Origin of the sequence: Agrococcus sp. SGAir0287 (assembly GCF_005484985.1) — a bacterium.
Lineage (GTDB): Bacteria > Actinomycetota > Actinomycetes > Actinomycetales > Microbacteriaceae > Agrococcus.
The window spans coordinates 1,931,900-1,948,409 of the sequence record NZ_CP027942.1; the positions used below are offsets into that span (position 1 = coordinate 1,931,900).

Consider the following 16,510-nt stretch of genomic DNA (forward strand, 5'->3'; position numbering starts at 1 on the left):
TCCTCGCCGCGACGATCCCGATCGAAGACGAGCAGGCGAGGCCGCCACGGGGATGTCCGTCGTCCCTACCGTCGCGCGCGCGGGTGGGCCGTCGTGTACATGTCGCGCAGCGTGTCGGCCGTGACCCGCGTGTAGATCTGCGTCGTCGCGACGCTCGCGTGCCCTAGCAGCTCCTGCACGACCCGGACGTCGGCGCCGCCCTCGAGCAGGTGGGTCGCGAACGAGTGGCGGAAGGTGTGGGGCGAGACGTGCTCGACGCCGGCCTCGGCGGCGACGCGCTGGATGATCGACCAGGCCGTCTGCCGCGACAGCCGCCCGCCGCGAGCGCCGAGCAGCAGCGCCGGACCGCCGCGGCCACGAGCGGCGAGCGTCGGCCGCGCCCGCACGAGGTAGGCGTCGAGCGCGTCGCGCGCGTACGACCCGACGGGCACGAGCCGCTGCTTGCCGCCCTTGCCCGTGAGCCTGAGCAGCTCCTCGTGCGCGTCGTCGACGTCGAGGTCGCACACCTCGGAGATGCGGGCGCCGGTCGCGTAGAGCAGCTCCAGCAGCGCGCGGTCGCGCAGCCCGGCCGGATCGTCGCCGCCCGCATGCTCGAGGATGCGCTGCATCTGCGCGATGGTCACGGCCTTGGGCAGCGGCATCGCCTGCCTCGGCGGCCGATGGTCGTGGGCGACGTCGCGCTCGACGAGGCGCTCGTCGAGCAGGAAGCGATGCAGCCCGCGCACCGCCGAGAGCTGCCTGGCGACGCTCGAAGCGGCGAGGCCGCGATCGGCGAGGGATGCGTGGAACGCCTGCACGTCGCCGGGCTCGATCGCGACGACGTCGCCGCGGCCTCGCGCCTCGAGCACCTCGAGGTAGCCGTCGAGGTCGCGACGATAGGCGGCGAGCGTGTGGCGCGACAGGCCGCGCTCGATCGTCAGCTGCCGCAGGTAGCGGCTGACGGCGTCCGCGGGCCGCACGACGCGCGCCTCAGCGCTCGGGTCGCGGCGGGCGGTGCCAGTCGAAGGGCGCGTCGGCGGGCTGCGGCGAGCCGCCGCGGGCGACCATCGCCTCGTAGGCGAGCACCGCCGTCAGCATCGTCGCGTTGTGCAACCGTCCCGCGAGCACCGACTCGACGACCTCGGCGCGCGGCACCCACCGCACCTCCATGTCGGCCTCCTCGTCGGTGCGCGCGAACGCCTCCGACGCATCCGACAGGTCGGTCGCGAGGTAGATGCGCAGGATCTCGCTCGACCCGCCGCCCGAGGTGGCGATGTCGCACAGCACGCCCCACGTCGCAGCGACCGTGTCGGTCTCCTCCGCGAGCTCGCGCTGGGCGCCGACGAGCGGATCCTCGCCCTCGACGTCGAGGAGGCCGGCGGGCAGCTCCCACATCGTCGCACCCACGGGGTGGCGGTACTGGTGCACGAGCAGCACCTCGTCGCGCTCGTTCACCGCGAGCACGGCGACCGCGCCGGGATGGTCGAGCAGGTCGCGCACGATCGTCGCGCCCGAGGGCAGGTCGACCGTGTGCCGCTCGACGTCCCACACGCGCCCGTGGAACACGGTCTCGCGCTCGCGCACGGGCAGGCTGCCGAGCGTGTCCTCGATCATGCCGCGGGCTCGGGCTGCGGCTCGGACGTCTCGGCGTCGACGTCGAAGAGCTTCGACGCGCGCTGCCGCTCGAGCGCCGCCTCGACGAGGCCGCGGAAGAGCGGATGCGCGTGATTCGGTCGGCTGCGCAGCTCGGGGTGGGCCTGCGTCGCGATGTAGTAGGGGTGGCCGGGCAGCTCGACGTACTCCACGAGGTGCCCGTCCGGCGAGGTGCCGGAGAACGACAGGCCCGCCTCGGCGAGCTGGTCGCGGTAGCCGTTGTTCACCTCGTAGCGGTGACGGTGTCGCTCGTGGCTCACGGGCGCGCCGTAGACGCGCTCGGCGAGCGAGCCGGGCGCGAGCGTCGCCTCGTAGAGGCCGAGCCGCATGGTGCCGCCGAGGTTCCCGCCGTGCACGTGGGCCTCCTGCTCCGCCATCGTCGCGATGACGGGATGCGGCGTGTCCTCGTCGAACTCGCTCGACGACGCGCCCTCGATGCCGGCGACGTTGCGCGCGTACTCGATGACCATGCACTGCAGGCCGAGGCACAGGCCGAGGGTCGGGATGTCGTTCTCGCGGGCGAAGCGCAGCGCGCCGAGCTTGCCCTCGATGCCGCGCACGCCGAAGCCGCCGGGCACGCAGATGCCGTCGACGTCCGAGAGCTGCGCCGCGGCGCCCTCGGGCGTCTGGCACAGGTCGGACGCCACCCAGCGGATCGTCACGGCGGTCTGGTTCGCGAAGCCGCCGGCCTTCAGCGCCTCGGTCACCGACAGGTAGGCGTCGGGCAGGTCGACGTACTTGCCGACGAGGCCGATCGTCACCTGGTGGCGCGGGTGGTGCACGGCGTCGAGCACCGGCTGCCAGCGGCTCCAGTCGACGTCGCCGGCCTCGAGGCCGAGCTGCTCGATGATGTAGCCGTCGAGGCCCTGCTCGGTGAGCATCGTCGGGATGTCGTAGATCGAGGGCACGTCGACGGCGTTGACGACGGCGCGCTCGTCGACGTCGCACATGAGCGCGATCTTCGTGCGGTTCGACTCGCTGACCGGCCGGTCGGAGCGCAGCACGAGCGCGTCGGGCTGGATGCCGATCGATCGCAGCGTCGCGACCGAGTGCTGCGTGGGCTTCGTTTTCTGCTCGCCCGAGGCGCCGAGGAAGGGCACGAGCGAGACGTGCACGAAGAAGACGTTCTTGCGGCCGAGCTCGTGGCGCACCTGGCGCGCGGCCTCGATGAAGGGCTGGCTCTCGATGTCGCCGACCGTGCCGCCGATCTCGGTGATGATGACGTCGGGCTGCGGCACGTCGTGCGACTGCAGCCGCATGCGGCGCTTGATCTCGTCCGAGATGTGCGGGATGACCTGCACGGTGTCGCCCAGGTACTCGCCGCGGCGCTCGCGCTCGATGACGCGCGAGTAGATCTGCCCCGTCGTGACGTTCGCGGCCTGCGACAGCTCGATGTCGAGGAAGCGCTCGTAGTGGCCGATGTCGAGATCGGTCTCGGCGCCATCGTCGGTCACGAAGACCTCGCCGTGCTGGAACGGGTTCATCGTGCCCGGATCCACGTTGAGGTACGGGTCGAGCTTCTGCATCACGACGTGGAGGCCACGAGCCGTGAGGAGGTTGCCGAGCGAGGCGGCCGTGAGGCCCTTGCCCAGGGACGAGACGACGCCGCCCGTCACGAAGATCTGCTTGGTCACCCGGGTATCGCTCGCCACGGACTCCCACCCTATCCGACGCATCCGCGGCAGCCCTCAGCGGCCGCGCTGCGGCGTGGCGTGCGCGTCGGCGAGCAGCTCGGCGGCGTGCGCGAGGGCGGTCTCGGATGCCGTGCCCGCCAGCATGCGTGCGAGCTCCTCGACGCGCGCGTCGTCCTGCACCGTCTGCACGCTCGACGCCGTCACGGAGCCGTCGGTCGCCTTCACGACCGTGATGTGGCGGTCGGCGAAGGCCGCGACCTGCGCGAGGTGCGTGACGACGATGACCTGCGCGTGGCGCGCGAGCGCGGCGAGCCGTCGACCGATCTCGATCGCCGAGGCGCCGCCGACGCCCGCGTCGACCTCGTCGAACACGAAGGTCGGCACGTCGTCGGCTGCGAGCGCGACCTCGAGCGCGAGCATGACGCGCGAGAGCTCGCCGCCCGACGCGGCCTTGGCGACGGGTCGGGGCTCGGCGCCGGGATGCGGTGCGAGCAGGATGGCGACGTCGTCGCGACCGTGCTCGTGGTGCTCGTCGCCGGGCGTCACCGCGATGCGCAGCCGCGCGTCGGGCATCGCGAGCGCGCGCAGCTCGTCCTGCACGCGACCCTCGAGCTCGGCGGCCGCCGCGCGGCGCACCTCGGTGATGCGCGTCGCGAGCGCGTCGGTCGCCTCGCGCTCGTCGACGATGCGGCGCTCGAGCTCGACGGTGCGCTCGTCGTCGGCGTCGAGCTCGACGAGGCGCAGCGCGCCGAGCCTGCTCTGCTCGATCGCCGCCTCGATCGAGCCGTAGCGGCGCACCACGGGGGCGATGGCCGCACGACGCTCCTGGATCTCGTCGATCGGGCGCTCCGGCGCCTCGAGCGTGTCGGCGTAGCGCGAGAGCTCGGTCGCGGCCTCCTGCACCGCGGCCTCGGCGTCGGCGAGCAGCGCGAGGGCGGCGGCGAGCGCGGCGTCGTCGCGCTCGCCGCGCTCCACGAGCCTGCGGGCGGTGCCGACGAGCGTCGTCGCATCGACGCCGTCGTCGCCGGAGAGCGCCGTGTGCGCCTCGGCGACGAGGGCGCGCAGCGACTCGACGTGCTCGAGGCGGTGGGCGAGCGCGTCGAGCTCGGCATCCTCCCCCGGCTGCGGGTCGACGGCCTCCAACGCCTCGAGCTCGGTGCGCAGCTCCTCGGCCTCGCGGCGTCGGGCGTCGCGCTCCGTCGTGATGGTCGCGAGCGCGCGCTCGGCGTCGCGCCACGCGTGGAGATGCTCGCGGTACTCGGCGAGCAGCGGCGCGAGGGCGTCGCCGGCGGCGCGGTCGAGCGCGGCGAGCTGCGCCTGCGTGCCGCGCAGCCGCTGCTGGTCCGACTGGCCGTGCACGGCGACGAGCGAGTCCGAGAGCGCCTGCAGGGATGCCGCGGGCACGGTCGCGCCGCCGATCTGCGCGCGGCTGCGCCCCTCGCGCGACACCGAGCGCGCGACGAGCAGCTCGCCGTCCTCGACGACGCCGCCGGCGTCCTCCACGAGCTCGCGGTCGGTGCGGTCGTCGAGCAGCCACACGCCCTGCACGGCGGCGCGCTCGTCGCCGGCGCGGATGAGCCCTGCGTCGGCGCGTGCGCCGCGCAGCAGCGCGAGCGCCTGCACCACCATGGTCTTGCCTGCGCCCGTCTCGCCCGTGATGGCGGTGAAGCCGGGTCCGAGCTCGAGCACGGCGTCGTCGATGACGCCGAGGCTGCGGATCGCGAGCTCCTCGAGCCTCGTCCGCGTCACGAGCCGCTCCTGGCCGCGTCGCGCCACCCCTGGACCGGCAGGTCGAGCTTCGCCACGAGGCGGTCGGAGAACGGCGCGGTGCTGAGGCGCGCGAGGCGCAGCGGCGTCTCGGAGCGCCGCGCCTCGACGCGCGCGCCCTGCGGCAGGTCGACCGAGCGGCGCGAGTCGCACCACAACACGGCCTCGCTCGTCGAGTGATGCGAGATCGTCACCGACATCGTCGCGTCCGGCCCCACGACGAGCGGACGCGTGAAGAGCGCGTGCGCGCCGAGCGGCACCATGAGCATCACCTGCGCCGTGGGCCACACGATCGGGCCGCCGGCCGAGAACGAGTACGCGGTGGAGCCCGTGGGCGTGGCGAGCAGCACGGCATCCGTACCGAAGGAGGAGATGGGTCGATCGTCGACCTCGAGGAGCGCCTCGATCATGCGGCCGGCCCCGTGCTTCTCGATGGCCGCCTCGTTGACGGCCCACGTCCGCGCGACCTCGACGTCGTCGATCACGACGCGCACGTCGAGCGTGAGACGCGACTCGACCTCGTAGTCGCGCGCGACGGCGCGGTCGACGACGGCCTGCAGGTCGGCGACCTCGGCCTCGGCGAGGAATCCGACGTGGCCCATGTTGATGCCGAGCAGCGGAGCACCCGTGGCGCGCTGCAGCTCCGCGGCGCGCAGGATCGTGCCGTCGCCACCGAGCGTCATGACGAGCTCGATGCCCTCCGGCGCGTCGGGATCGTACGTCGCGACGACCTCCGCCTCCGCCGCGTGGGCGACGAGCGCCTCGCGCTCCTCGGCCACGAGCACGGGCGTGACGCCCGCCTCGACGAGGCGGCGGCACACGCTCGAGGCTGTGCGCAGCGTCTCGTCGCGACCCGGGTGGAACACCACGAGGAAGCGGCGCTCGCTCATGGGCCCTCCGTCCGCGCTCACCTGCATGCTCATTCTGTCGGATGCTCCTGGGCGTCGTCGGCGGTTGCGCTGCGGGCGAGGACGTCGGGCAGGTCGCCGAGCTGTTCGGGATGCGCGGCGCCCGCCCGCAGGTGCGCGAGGTACTCGCGGTTGCCGTGGCGGCCGACGACGGGGCTCGTCGCGAGGCCCGCGGTGCCGAGCCCGAGGTCCCATGTTGCGGCGAGCACCTGGCGGATGGCGTCGGCGCGCGCCGCCGGCTCCTCGACGATGCCGCCGCGCACCCGCCCGCGGCCGACCTCGAACTGCGGCTTCACGAGCACGAGCCAGTCGGCGTCGTCGGTCGCGACCGCGCGCACGGGCGGCAGCACGAGCGTGAGCGAGATGAAGGACACGTCGGCGACGACGAGCGAGGGCTGCGGATGCATCGGTGGCTCGAGGTCGCGCACGTTGCGGCCCTCGAGGAGGGTGATGCGCGCGTCGAGCGGCACCCGGAACTGGTCGTGTCCGACGTCGAGCGCCGTGACGTGCCGAGCGCCGCGCGCGAGCAGCACCTGCGTGAAGCCGCCCGTCGAGGCGCCGACGTCGAGCGCGTCGCGGCCGCGGGGGTCCACGTCGAAGAGGTCGAGCGCGGCGAGCAGCTTGCCTGCGGCGCGCGACACCCATCCGTCGTCGGAGACGACGATCGCCGCATCCGGTCGCACGGCGGCCGAGGCCTTCGTGGCGACGGCGCCGTCGACGCGCACGGCGCCCGCGGCGACGAGTCGTGCGGCGTGCGTGCGGCTGCGCGCGAGCCCGCGGGCGGCGAGCACCTGGTCGAGCCTCGTCGGCGCGTCGGTCACGAGCCGGCGAGCGCCGCCTCGAGGCGGTCGTGCAGCGCGGCGAACGCCTCGGCGCGTCGCTCGAGCGGCTGCTCCTCGATGAGCTCGAGCTCGCCGAGGAGATCGGCGCTGGTGTCGTCGGTCACGGCACCAGGCTACCGATGCGGATCGTGCATGCGCGGGAGCGGCTCGGGTCAGTTCAGGACGCGGAACCCGGGCAGCTCGCCGTGCGCCAGCGCGGTCTCGGCGAGCTCCTGCAGCGCCGTGAGCGCCACGCGCTGCGAGATCGGGCCGAACGAGACGCGCGCGACGCCGAGCACCTGCAGCTCGTCGAAGGAGGGCGTGCCCGGCACGGCGATGGTCGTCAGCCGCTGCGGGCCGAAGGCGTCGACGAGCGTGCGCACCTCCTCGCTCGTGACCGGACCCGGCACGAACACGACGGGCGCGCCGGCATCGAGGTAGGCGCGGCCGCGCTCGAGCGCGTCGGCGACGATGACGTCGCGGTCGCGATCGCCGCCGAGCACGAACGCGTCCGTGCGGGCGTTGAGCACGAAGTCGGGCACGCCCGCGTCGCGGGCGACGCGCATGATCGCCTCGACCTGGGCCGCGGCCTCGTCGACGGGCTGCAGCTGGTCCTCGACGTTCGCGCCGACGACGCCGAGCTCGATCGCGCGACGCACGGTCTCGGGTGCGTCGCCGTAGCCGCCCTCGAGGTCGGCCGTGACGGGGAGGTCCGTGGCGACGACGATGCGGCGCACCATGTCGAGCATCTCGTCGACGGGGATGCGCTCGCCGTCCTCGTAGCCGAGCGTCGCGGCGATGGAGTGGCTGGCGGTGGCGAGCGCGGACGTCCCTGCCGCGCCGGCGACGGCGGACGCGGAGATCGGATCCCACACGTTCACGACCTTCAGGAGGCTCGGGTCGCGGTGCAGGCGCAGCAGCTCGGTCGCGCGCTCGGCGGTGGTGGTCATGCGGTGCTCCTCGACGGGTCAGCGGTGGTCTCTACGGTGCGTGGTCGATGGGGGCCGCGGCTCGATCAGCCGTCCACGGCGTCGTGCGCGAGCGCGGCGAGCACGGCGACCTCGTCGGCACGGGTCAGCCCGCTCGCACGGGCACGGTCGAGCCCTCGGGCGCGCTCGTCGACGACGACGTCGCGCGCCGTCTCGGCGGTCGACCGCAGCCGCACGCCGTCGGCGAGCAGCGCGGCGTTGGAGCGCGCGCCGAGCCCGGCGGCCGCGGGCGGCAGCCAGAGCGCGAGCGAGCGCGGCCCGCCCCACGGCTGCACGTCCAGCCGCTCGAGCTCCGCGTCCGTCGCCTCGACCACGGCGCCCGCGTGGCCCGCTGCGGCACGGATCTCGTCGACGAGCGATCGCAGCGTCGAGACGGGACCGACGGCGTCGCGCACGCCGACGACGCCGCGAGCGCCGAGCTCGACGATGGCGGCGGCGAGGTCGCGGACGTCGATGACCTGCGCGGCGACGTCGCGCGCGGGCACGAGCAGCGGCGCGTCGCCGGCGAGCGCCGCGCGGGCGGCCCAGGAGCCGTAGCGGTCGGTGGGATCGCCGGGACCGACGATGAGGCCGGGTCGCACGACGAGCAGTCGGTCGCCGAGTGCCGCACGCACGATCTCCTCGATGCGCACCTTTGCGCGCCCGTAGTCGTGCGGATCCTCGGAGGGCTCGAGGATGCGCGCGGACTCGTCGGCGCCAGGTCGATCGGCGTCGCGGTAGACCGAGATCGTCGAGACCAGGGTCCAGTGCCGCGCTCGAGGCGCGAGCACGGTCGCCGCTGCCGTCGCGTGGCTCGGCACGCTGGTGACGTCGACGACCTCGTCCCACGATCCCTCGAGCGCCGCCTCGCGTGCGAGCGCCGTCGCTCCCTCGTCGCGATCGACGCGCACGAGCGCCGCACCATGCGGCACGTCGCTGCCGCGCGCGACGCACGTGACGTCGTGCCCGGCGGCGAGGTGCGCGGTCGCGATGGCGCGGCCCAGCCAGGCGGTGCCGCCGAGGACGAGGATGCGCACGCCTCGCAGCATGGCATCGCGGCCGGGCGAGCACCAGTGCATTCGCACCCGGCGAACGGGAGGGAGGGCGTCGACGTGCGGCTAGCGTCGTCGTCATGGTCCTCGCGAGCACGCCCCCCGCGGACACGCCCGTGCCGGCGTCGGTCCGGGCGCTCGCCGGCGGACGAGCGACGCGCATGCTGTGGCGCAACGAGCTCGGTGGCCTCACGATCGCCATCGACGGCGACGACCCGCTCGTCGCCAAGTGGAGCCCGCCCGGCGGTCCGCGGCTCGCGGCGGAGGCGCAGCGGCTGCGATGGCTCGTGGCGCGTCATCCCGCTCCGCTGGTGCGGCACCACGGCATCGTCGACGACGGCGAGCTGCTCGTCACGGAGGCCCTCCCCGGCGACGGTGCTGCGTCGGCGCGCTGGCTGCGCGAGCCCGAGACGGCCGTCCGCGCGATCGCCGAAGGATTGCGCAGGCTGCACGCGCTTCCGCCCGAGGACTGCCCGTGGAGGTGGCTGCCGGCCGACCGCATCCGCTCGGCGCGCGCCGCGAGCGGCACGGTCCCCGCCTCGCTGGAGGATGCGCCGAGCATCGATCGCCTGGTCGTGGGGCACGGCGACGCGTGCGCGCCGAACACGCTGCTCGACGCGCACGGCGCCTTCCTCGCGACGGTCGACGTGGGCAGGCTCGGACTCGCGGACCGCTGGTCGGACCTCGCGGTCGCGTCGATGTCGCTCGAGTGGAACTACGGCGCCGGCCTCGAGCCGCTCTTCTGGCGCAGCTACGGCGTCGAGCCAGACGCGACGCGCGTCGCCTACTACCGGGCGCTGTGGGACGTCGCGGACTGAGGCGGCGTCAGCCCAGCAGCGCCGGGTCGATGCGCATCGCCGCCGGTCCGCGATCCGCCGTCGCCACGAGGTGCAGGGCGGCTCGCAGGGTGTCCGCGCCCTCGCCGGCGCGCACGAGCGTGACGTCCCCGCCGAGCCGGCGCACCGCCGCGCGGCCCACCTCGGCGTAGGTCGCGCCCGTCGAGCGCTCGAACGTCTCGCGCGTCTCGGGCAGCTCCTTGTGCAGCTCGCGCAGGTCGGCGACGACATGGGTCGGCCGATCATCCGGCGCCGCCGCGAGCACCGCGCGCGCCCGATCGATGCCGGTGAGCACGAGGACGCTCGGGATGCCGGCGCGGTTCGCGCCGCGGATGTCGGTGTCGAGACGGTCGCCGACCATGATCGCCGAGCGCGCGCCCACGCGCTCGAGCGCGGCGTGGAAGATGGGCGTCTCGGGCTTGCCCGCGACCTGCGGCATCCGGCCGACGGCCGTGTGCACGGCGGAGACGAGCGTGCCGTTGCCCGGTGCGATGCCCCCGGCCTGCGGGATCGTCCAGTCCATGTTCGTCGCGATCCACGGGATGCCGCGGTGCAGCGCGAAGGCGGCCTCCGCGAGGTCCTTCCACCCGACGTGCGGCGCGAAGCCCTGGATGACGGCCACGGGATCCTCGGCAGCCGTGCGAACGACGCGGTAGCCGCGCGCCTCGAGCTCGACGGTGATGCCGTCGCCGCCGACGACGAGGATCGCGTCGCCGGGCTTCGCGTGCTCGGCGAGCAGCGGCATCGCGGCCTGCGGGCTCGTGACGACCTGCTCCGGGGCGGTCGCGATGCCGAGCTCGCTCAGGTGGGCGGCGACCTGCGCGTCGGTGCGCGAGGCGTTGTTCGTCAGGTACAGCACAGGCTGCTGGATGGCGCCGATGGCATCGATCGCGTGCGGCACCGCCGTCGGCCCCTCGTAGACGACGCCGTCGAGGTCGAACAGCACGGCGTCGACGCCGTCCAGCAGCCTCGTCATGCGCGCGGCCCCTCGCCTGCGGCGTCGTCGTCGGATGCGTCCGCCTCGTGGGCGGGCGCGTCGGGCGCCGGCTCCTCCGCCTGCGCGGCGTCCGACTCGGCGAGCTCGGTCGCGGACTCCCCCGCGTCCTCCGGCTCGATCGCGAAGAGCGCGACGTCGGCCTCGTCCTCCTCGTGGGACGATGCGGCGTCGTCCGCCACCGTGGTGTCCTGCACGTCGGCGAGCAGCGCCTCGACCTCTGCCTCGATCGCCGCGGCCGAGGTGTCGACGAGCGCGTCGGCGGCGTCGATCGGCGCCGCGGCGGACTCGGCGTGCGTGCCGTCCACGACGCCCGCCATGGAGTCCTGCTCGTCGGCGTCCTCGACGGACTGCTCCTGCTGCTCCTGGACCCGGTCGTCCTCGGCCTGCTCGTCCGCGGTCTGCTCGTCCTCGAGCCCCTCGTCCTCGAGGCCCTCGTACGGCACGTCGACCCACTCCTCGGTCACGCGCACGGTCTCGGCCTCGCCCGGGTCGGCGGCGGCCTGCAGCGCATCGATCGCCCGATCCGCGAGCGCGATCCACTCCGCAGCCTCCTCGTCCCTGCCGAGCTCCTCGAGCACGGTCGCGAACGCCGCGAAGAGGGCGGGGCTGTACAAGTAGGCCACGTCGCGCTGCAGCTCGGGGATGCGCAGCTCGTCGAGCGCCGCCTGGGTCTGACCGAGATCGAGGCGTGCACCCGACCGCGCGATGGCGAGCTCGACCCGAACGGGCGTCGGCAGCGTCGCCGCGTCGACGCTGCGCGACAGCTCGAGCGCCTTCTCGGGTCGGCCGAGGCCGCGCTCGCAGTCGACCATGAGCGGCAGCTGCTCGTCCGAGCCGGTGATGCGACGGAACGTGCGCAGCTCGCGCAGCGCGAGCCCGAAGTCCTCGAGCTGGTAGGCCGTGATCGCGAGCGTCTCGCGCACGACGCCGATGCGCCCAGCACGGCGCGACGCGGCCAGCGCGTGCTGGTGCGCCAGCGCAGGATCGTCGTCGATGAGGCGCTCGACCATCGCGAGGTGGCGTGCGACCACGTCCGCGTTGTCCTTGTCGAGCGTCTTCAGCTGCATGCGTGCCTCGGGCGCGAGGTCGCTCGCCTCGACGTCGGCCGGCAGCAGCGGTGCGTCGAACTCGTCGCGCACCTGGTGGAAGCTCTCCCCCGTGCCCGTGCCGCGGAAGCCGTGCTCCTCCCGACCGGCACGCGCAGGCTCGCGCCGCGGGCGGTCGTCGCCGCGGCGGGGACCGCGGTCATCGCGCTGATGCGGACGACGCTCCCCGTCACGCGGCGGACGGCTGTCGCCATCGCGGCGGGGACCACGGTCGTCACGCTGATACGGACGACGCTCCCCGTCACGCTGCGGGCGACGGTCGTCGCGCTGGAAGGACCGTCGGTCATCGTCGCGCCGGGGACCGCGGTCGTCGCGCTGGTACGGACGACGCTCCCCGTCACGCGGCGGACGACGGTCGTCGCGCTGGAAGGACCGTCGGTCATCGTCGCGCCGGGGACCGCGGTCGTCGCGCTGATACGGACGACGCTCCCCGTCACGCTGCGGGCGTCGGCCGTCGTCGCGGCGGGGACCGCGGTCGTCGCGCTGATACGGACGACGCTCCCCGTCACGCTGCGGGCGACGGTCGTCGCGCTGGAAGGACCGTCGGTCATCGTCGCGGCGGGGACCGCGGTCATCGCGCTGATGCGCACGACGCTCCCCGTCACGCTGCGGACGGCTGTCGCCATCGCGGCGGGGACCGCGGTCGTCACGCTGATACGGACGACGCTCCCCGTCACGCTGCGGACGGCTGTCGCCATCGCGGCGGGGACCGCGGTCGTCGCGCTGATACGGACGACGCTCGCCGTCCCGCTGGAACGAGCGACGGTCGTCGTCCCGGCGCGGGCCGCGGTCGTCACGCTGATACGGACGACGCTCGCCATCGCGCTGCGGGCGACGGTCGTCGTCCCGGCGCGAAGCGCGGTCGTCACGCTGGAACGGGCGACGCTCGCCATCGCGCTGCGGGCGACGATCGTCGTCGCGTCGCTCGAAGGGCCGACGCTCGCCGCCCCGAGGGGCGCCGCCACGCGGACCACCGCTCTCGCGCGAGAAGCGACGCTCGCCGCTGCCCTCGCGATCGTCGCGGCGGCGAGGACTCGAGTCGTCGCGCCGGCCTCCAGAGGGTCGACCTCCGGTCGGCGATCCGTCACGCCGTCGGTCGCGGTCCCAGCTCTCAGCCACGGTCATTCCTCCTGGAAAAGCGAAAGGGGCCCCAGCATCATGGCTGGGGCCCCTTTCGAAAAGAAGTCCGGCGGTGTCCTACTCTCCCACAGGGTCCCCCCTGCAGTACCATCGGCGCTGAGAGGCTTAGCTTCCGGGTTCGGAATGTGACCGGGCGTTTCCCTCTCGCTATGGCCGCCGAAACACTATTGATGTTTCTGTCGCGGATCCATCATGGGATCCAGTTCTCGACCGTCCATCGAGAACCACAAAGTGGACGCAAGCATCACGCTCATGTGATGAGTTATCAAGTCATCGGCCTATTAGTACCGGTCAGCTCCACGGGTCGTTAGTCCCCGCTTCCACATCCGGCCTATCAACCCAGTCGTCTGGCTGGGGGCCTCTCGCCCGAAGGCATGGAAGTCTCATCTTGAGGCCGGCTTCCCGCTTAGATGCTTTCAGCGGTTATCCATCCCGAACGTAGCTAATCAGCGGTGCTCCTGGCGGAACAACTGACACACCAGAGGTTCGTCCAACCCGGTCCTCTCGTACTAGGGTCAGATCCTCTCAAACTTCCTACGCGCACAGAGGATAGGGACCGAACTGTCTCACGACGTTCTAAACCCAGCTCGCGTGCCGCTTTAATGGGCGAACAGCCCAACCCTTGGGACCTACTCCAGCCCCAGGATGCGACGAGCCGACATCGAGGTGCCAAACCATGCCGTCGATATGGACTCTTGGGCAAGATCAGCCTGTTATCCCCGAGGTACCTTTTATCCGTTGAGCGACAGCGCTTCCACAAGCCACTGCCGGATCACTAGTCCCGACTTTCGTCCCTGCTCCAGTTGTCACTGTCACAGTCAAGCTCCCTTGTGCACTTACACTCGACACCTGATTGCCAACCAGGTTGAGGGAACCTTTGGGCGCCTCCGTTACTCTTTGGGAGGCAACCGCCCCAGTTAAACTACCCACCAGGCACTGTCCCTGAACCGGATCACGGTTCGAAGTTAGATATCCAGAGTGACCAGAGTGGTATTTCAACGGCGACTCCACCTGAACTAGCGTCCAAGCTTCACAGTCTCCCACCTATCCTACACAAGCCACGCCGAACACCAATACCAAGCTGTAGTAAAGGTCACGGGGTCTTTCCGTCCTTCTGCGCGTAACGAGCATCTTTACTCGTAGTGCAATTTCGCCGAGTTCGCGGTTGAGACAGCTGGGAAGTCGTTACGCCATTCGTGCAGGTCGGAACTTACCCGACAAGGAATTTCGCTACCTTAGGATGGTTATAGTTACCACCGCCGTTTACTGGGGCTTAAATTCAGAGCTTCGCTTGCGCTAACCCTTCCTCGTAACCTTCCAGCACCGGGCAGGCGTCAGTCCGTATACATCGTCTTGCGACTTGGCACGGACCTGTGTTTTTAGTAAACAGTCGCTTCCCACTGGTCTCTGCGGCCGTCAAACGCTCAGGGAGCAAGTCCCATCACGCCTCAGGCCCCCCTTCTCCCGAAGTTACGGGGGCATTTTGCCGAGTTCCTTAACCACGATTCTCTCGATCTCCTTGGTATTCTCTACCTGACCACCTGAGTCGGTTTGGGGTACGGGTGACTTGAACCTCGCGTCGATGCTTTTCTAGGCAGCATAGGATCGTCGACTTCCCTCTAGGGTTCGGCATCAGCTCTCGGGGAATGGAGAAGACGGATTTGCCTATCTTCACCCCTACGACCTTGCCCGGACTCAACCATCGGCCCGGTTCGACTACCTTCCTGCGTCACACCTGTTACTACGCTAGCCGCACCAGCATGGGGTCGAGTGCTAGCCCAAGGAACGTCACCCCGAAGGGATCGGATCCAAGGATTCGGACTCTTAGCACCACTGGATTGACTTGGGCGGTTCTTCGCCAGCGCAGGAATATCAACCTGCTGTCCATCGACTACGCCTGTCGGCCTCGCCTTAGGTCCCGGCTTACCCAGGGAAGATTAGCTTGACCCTGGAACCCTTGGTCTTTCGGAGGACATGTTTCTCACATGTCTTTCGCTACTCATGCCTGCATTCTCACTCGTGCAGCGTCCACGGCTGGTTTCCACCGCCGCTTCGCTCGCTGCACGACGCTCTCCTACCGATCCGCACGCCTGGACAGCCACGAGTGGCTGCCGAGCTGTTGCGCGAATCCCATAACTTCGGTGGTGTGCTTGAGCCCCGTTACATTGTCGGCGCGGAATCACTTGACCAGTGAGCTATTACGCACTCTTTCAAGGGTGGCTGCTTCTAAGCCAACCTCCTGGTTGTCTAAGCAACTCCACATCCTTTTCCACTTAGCACACGCTTAGGGACCTTAGTTGATGGTCTGGGTTGTTTCCCTCTCGACTATGAAGCTTATCCCCCACAGTCTCACTGCTGCGCTCTCACTTACCGGCATTCGGAGTTTGGCTGACGTCAGTAACCTTTTGGGGCCCATCGGCCATCCAGTAGCTCTACCTCCGGCAAGAAACACGCAACGCTGCACCTAAATGCATTTCGGAGAGAACCAGCTATCACGAAGTTTGATTGGCCTTTCACCCCTATCCACAGCTCATCCCCTCAGTTTTCAACCTAAGTGGGTTCGGTCCTCCACGAGGTCTTACCCTCGCTTCAACCTGGCCATGGATAGATCACTTCGCTTCGGGTCTAGGACATGCGACTGGATCGCCCTATTCAGACTCGCTTTCGCTACGGCTACCCCACTCGGGTTAACCTCGCCACATATCGCTAACTCGCAGGCTCATTCTTCAAAAGGCACGCCGTCACAGCTACCAGGGCTGCTCCGACGGTTTGTAAGCAAACGGTTTCAGGTACTATTTCACTCCCCTCCCGGGGTACTTTTCACCTTTCCCTCACGGTACTTGTCCGCTATCGGTCATCTGGGAGTATTTAGGCTTACCAGGTGGTCCTGGCAGATTCACACGGGATTTCTCGGGCCCCGTGCTACTTGGGATCCCCCTCGCGCCATAACGACATTTCGACTACCGGACTGTCACCGTCTATGGTGAGCCTTTCCAAGCTCTTCGTCTATGTCGCGCTGTAACGCTTGTCGATCGGCAGATCGACTGAAGGGTCCCGCAACCCCGACCATGCAACGCCTGCCGGCTATCACACATGATCGGTTTGGCCTCTTCCGCTTTCGCTCGCCACTACTAACGGAATCACGGTTGTTTTCTCTTCCTGTGGGTACTGAGATGTTTCACTTCCCCACGTTCCCTCTACCCGCCCTATATATTCAGGCGGGAGTCACTGGGTCGGCACGCCGCCCAGCGGGGTTTCCCCATTCGGAGATCCTCGGATCGAGGCTCGTTTATCAGCTCCCCGAGGCTTATCGCAGATTACTACGTCCTTCATCGGCTCCAGATGCCAAGGCATCCACCGTTTGCTCTTAGAGACTTGATCACACATGAGTGTTGGTTATCGGAAGCACCTGCACGAGGCAGGTGCACCAAATAATTGATCGAACCCTGGAACAATTCCAGAGCTCTAAGATGCTCGCGTCCACTGTGTAGTTCTCAACATACGGTCGGTACCGTCGCTCGCCGATCATCGATCGGTTCGCGCCGGTCCGAGGGCTGTCCGTAGTCGCCGAGGCGACTGCGTCCGGTCCCTCAGGACCCAACAGCGTGCATGCGCTCCCTCCGAGCTGCTCTTCCGTTCCTTGCCGGCA

The 16,510-nt window shown here is 70.3% G+C and carries 13 protein-coding genes and 2 rRNA genes; 1 reads left to right on the top strand and 14 read right to left on the bottom strand.

The annotated features are described in order from the left end of the window. Window positions 1-65: 65 nt before the first annotated feature. The 9 genes from xerD to C1N71_RS09230 all read right to left on the bottom strand — a co-directional run bounded on the left by xerD (window position 66) and on the right by C1N71_RS09230 (window position 8,767). Window positions 66-959, bottom strand: a complete 894-nt coding sequence (gene xerD, locus C1N71_RS09195) for a site-specific tyrosine recombinase XerD (RefSeq protein WP_137756117.1) — start codon at window positions 957-959, stop codon at window positions 66-68. Between the two features lie 10 nt (window positions 960-969). Further along, entirely contained in the window at window positions 970-1,593 is a 624-nt protein-coding gene (locus C1N71_RS09200; RefSeq protein WP_137756118.1) for an NUDIX domain-containing protein, read from the bottom strand. Beyond that, window positions 1,590-3,308 carry a CTP synthase gene (locus C1N71_RS09205; protein ID WP_137756119.1) on the bottom strand — a complete coding sequence of 573 codons (1,719 nt, stop codon included), beginning with the start codon at window positions 3,306-3,308 and terminating at the stop codon, window positions 1,590-1,592. Before C1N71_RS09205 ends, C1N71_RS09200 begins: the two co-directional genes overlap by 4 nt. A gap of 12 nt (window positions 3,309-3,320) precedes the next feature. Beyond that, on the bottom strand, window positions 3,321-5,015 hold the full coding sequence (recN, locus tag C1N71_RS09210; RefSeq protein WP_137756120.1) for a DNA repair protein RecN: 1,695 nt from the start codon (window positions 5,013-5,015) through the stop codon (window positions 3,321-3,323). Then, the gene (locus tag C1N71_RS09215) at window positions 5,012-5,923 is read right to left on the bottom strand and encodes an NAD kinase (RefSeq protein ID WP_137756121.1); all 912 of its coding nucleotides are present in this window, start codon (window positions 5,921-5,923) and stop codon (window positions 5,012-5,014) included. Before C1N71_RS09215 ends, recN begins: the two co-directional genes overlap by 4 nt. A gap of 29 nt (window positions 5,924-5,952) precedes the next feature. After that, the gene (locus C1N71_RS09220) at window positions 5,953-6,762 is read right to left on the bottom strand and encodes a TlyA family RNA methyltransferase (RefSeq protein ID WP_137756122.1); all 810 of its coding nucleotides are present in this window, start codon (window positions 6,760-6,762) and stop codon (window positions 5,953-5,955) included. Further along, window positions 6,759-6,887, bottom strand: a complete 129-nt coding sequence (locus tag C1N71_RS15455; protein ID WP_302630599.1) for a hypothetical protein — start codon at window positions 6,885-6,887, stop codon at window positions 6,759-6,761. Before C1N71_RS15455 ends, C1N71_RS09220 begins: the two co-directional genes overlap by 4 nt. A 48-nt stretch (window positions 6,888-6,935) precedes the next feature. After that, window positions 6,936-7,712 carry an isocitrate lyase/PEP mutase family protein gene (locus C1N71_RS09225; protein ID WP_137756123.1) on the bottom strand — a complete coding sequence of 259 codons (777 nt, stop codon included), beginning with the start codon at window positions 7,710-7,712 and terminating at the stop codon, window positions 6,936-6,938. A 65-nt stretch (window positions 7,713-7,777) separates the two neighbouring features. Then, window positions 7,778-8,767, bottom strand: a complete 990-nt coding sequence (locus tag C1N71_RS09230; protein ID WP_368074094.1) for an NAD-dependent epimerase/dehydratase family protein — start codon at window positions 8,765-8,767, stop codon at window positions 7,778-7,780. A 95-nt stretch (window positions 8,768-8,862) separates the two neighbouring features. On the opposite strand from C1N71_RS09230, the gene C1N71_RS09235 reads away from it, so the two are divergent. Then, the gene (locus C1N71_RS09235; RefSeq protein WP_137756125.1) at window positions 8,863-9,600 is read left to right on the top strand and encodes a phosphotransferase; all 738 of its coding nucleotides are present in this window, start codon (window positions 8,863-8,865) and stop codon (window positions 9,598-9,600) included. Window positions 9,601-9,607: 7 nt separating this feature from the next. On the opposite strand, the gene C1N71_RS09240 is transcribed toward C1N71_RS09235, so the two are convergent. The 5 genes from C1N71_RS09240 to C1N71_RS09260 all read right to left on the bottom strand — a co-directional run bounded on the left by C1N71_RS09240 (window position 9,608) and on the right by C1N71_RS09260 (window position 16,242). After that, on the bottom strand, window positions 9,608-10,594 hold the full coding sequence (locus tag C1N71_RS09240) for an HAD-IIA family hydrolase (RefSeq protein ID WP_137756126.1): 987 nt from the start codon (window positions 10,592-10,594) through the stop codon (window positions 9,608-9,610). After that, window positions 10,591-11,754, bottom strand: coding sequence for a hypothetical protein (locus C1N71_RS09245; protein ID WP_137756127.1), 1,164 nt, complete (start codon window positions 11,752-11,754; stop codon window positions 10,591-10,593). Before C1N71_RS09245 ends, C1N71_RS09240 begins: the two co-directional genes overlap by 4 nt. Continuing rightward, window positions 11,673-12,686, bottom strand: coding sequence for a hypothetical protein (locus tag C1N71_RS09250; protein WP_137756128.1), 1,014 nt, complete (start codon window positions 12,684-12,686; stop codon window positions 11,673-11,675). Before C1N71_RS09250 ends, C1N71_RS09245 begins: the two co-directional genes overlap by 82 nt. Before the next feature lie 219 nt (window positions 12,687-12,905). Beyond that, window positions 12,906-13,022 (bottom strand): 5S ribosomal RNA (rrf, locus tag C1N71_RS09255). 100 nt (window positions 13,023-13,122) lie between these two features. Beyond that, window positions 13,123-16,242, bottom strand: a 23S ribosomal RNA gene (locus C1N71_RS09260). Window positions 16,243-16,510: the final 268 nt, after the last annotated feature.

Coding starts and splice junctions, on each gene's coding strand:
- C1N71_RS09235 (WP_137756125.1), top strand. CDS start 8,863: ATGGTCCTCGCGAGCACGCCCCCCGCGGACACGCCCGTGCCGGCGTCG.
- C1N71_RS09240 (WP_137756126.1), bottom strand. CDS start 10,594: ATGACGAGGCTGCTGGACGGCGTCGACGCCGTGCTGTTCGACCTCGAC.
- C1N71_RS09215 (WP_137756121.1), bottom strand. CDS start 5,923: ATGAGCGAGCGCCGCTTCCTCGTGGTGTTCCACCCGGGTCGCGACGAG.
- C1N71_RS09225 (WP_137756123.1), bottom strand. CDS start 7,712: ATGACCACCACCGCCGAGCGCGCGACCGAGCTGCTGCGCCTGCACCGC.
- C1N71_RS09205 (WP_137756119.1), bottom strand. CDS start 3,308: ATGCGTCGGATAGGGTGGGAGTCCGTGGCGAGCGATACCCGGGTGACC.
- C1N71_RS09200 (WP_137756118.1), bottom strand. CDS start 1,593: ATGATCGAGGACACGCTCGGCAGCCTGCCCGTGCGCGAGCGCGAGACC.